This window comes from Erwinia sp. MYb416, from assembly GCF_037479575.1.
Classification (GTDB): Bacteria; Pseudomonadota; Gammaproteobacteria; order Enterobacterales; family Enterobacteriaceae; genus Erwinia; species Erwinia rhapontici.
The window spans coordinates 1-779 of the sequence record NZ_JBBGYT010000126.1 but is presented as its reverse complement, the minus strand read 5'-3'; the positions used below and the strand labels follow the sequence as shown (position 1 = coordinate 779).

The 779-nt window shown below is 61.4% G+C and carries 1 protein-coding gene; it reads left to right on the top strand.

The window, feature by feature from the left end; genetic code table 11:
- Positions 1-779: FAD-dependent oxidoreductase (locus WH277_RS01180; protein ID WP_339503890.1), on the top strand; the 779-nt coding region annotated here is incomplete at both ends.

Genomic DNA, 779 nt, shown 5'->3' with positions numbered 1-779 from the left:
CCCTTGAGACGGATCTGGTGCTGTTTTCGGCCGGTATTCGCCCGCGCGACCATCTGGCCGCGGCGGCGGGGCTGATGCTGGGCGAACGCGGTGGCGTGGTGATAGATGATTGCTGCCGGACGTCAGATCCTGCCGTCTGGGCCATCGGTGAGTGCGCCGTATGGCAGGGCCATGTCTATGGCCTTGTGGCACCCGGCTATCAGATGGCTCGCGTGCTGGCGGCAACACTGGCAGGAGAAGCCACGGCATTTAGCGGGGCGGATATGAGTACCAAACTCAAGCTGCTGGGTGTCGAGGTGGCGTCGATGGGAGATGCTCACGGACAAACAGCGGGCAGCCAGAGCTATTACTGGACCAATGAGCCCCGGGAGATCTATAAAAAAATCGTCGTTTCCGCCGACGGTAAAAGGTTGCTGGGCGGCGTACTGGTCGGTGACAGCAGCGAGTACAGCCTGCTGTTACAGATGATGCTTAACGGCATGGCGCTGCCGGATGCCCCAGAGAGTTTGATCCTGCCGCAGAGCGCCGGGGCCCCGTCAAAAGCGCTCGGCGTGGCAGCTCTGCCGGACAGCGCGCAGGTCTGCTCCTGTCATAACGTCACCAAAGGGGATATCTGCGCCGCGGTTAAAGCAGGATGCGGCGATATGGCGTCGCTGAAAGCAAGCACCAAAGCGGCAACGGGCTGCGGCGGGTGTGCCGCGCTGGTCAAACAGGTCATGGAGTATCAGCTGGCGGATCTGGGCGTTGAAGTGAAGAAAGATATCTGCGAGCACTTCCCG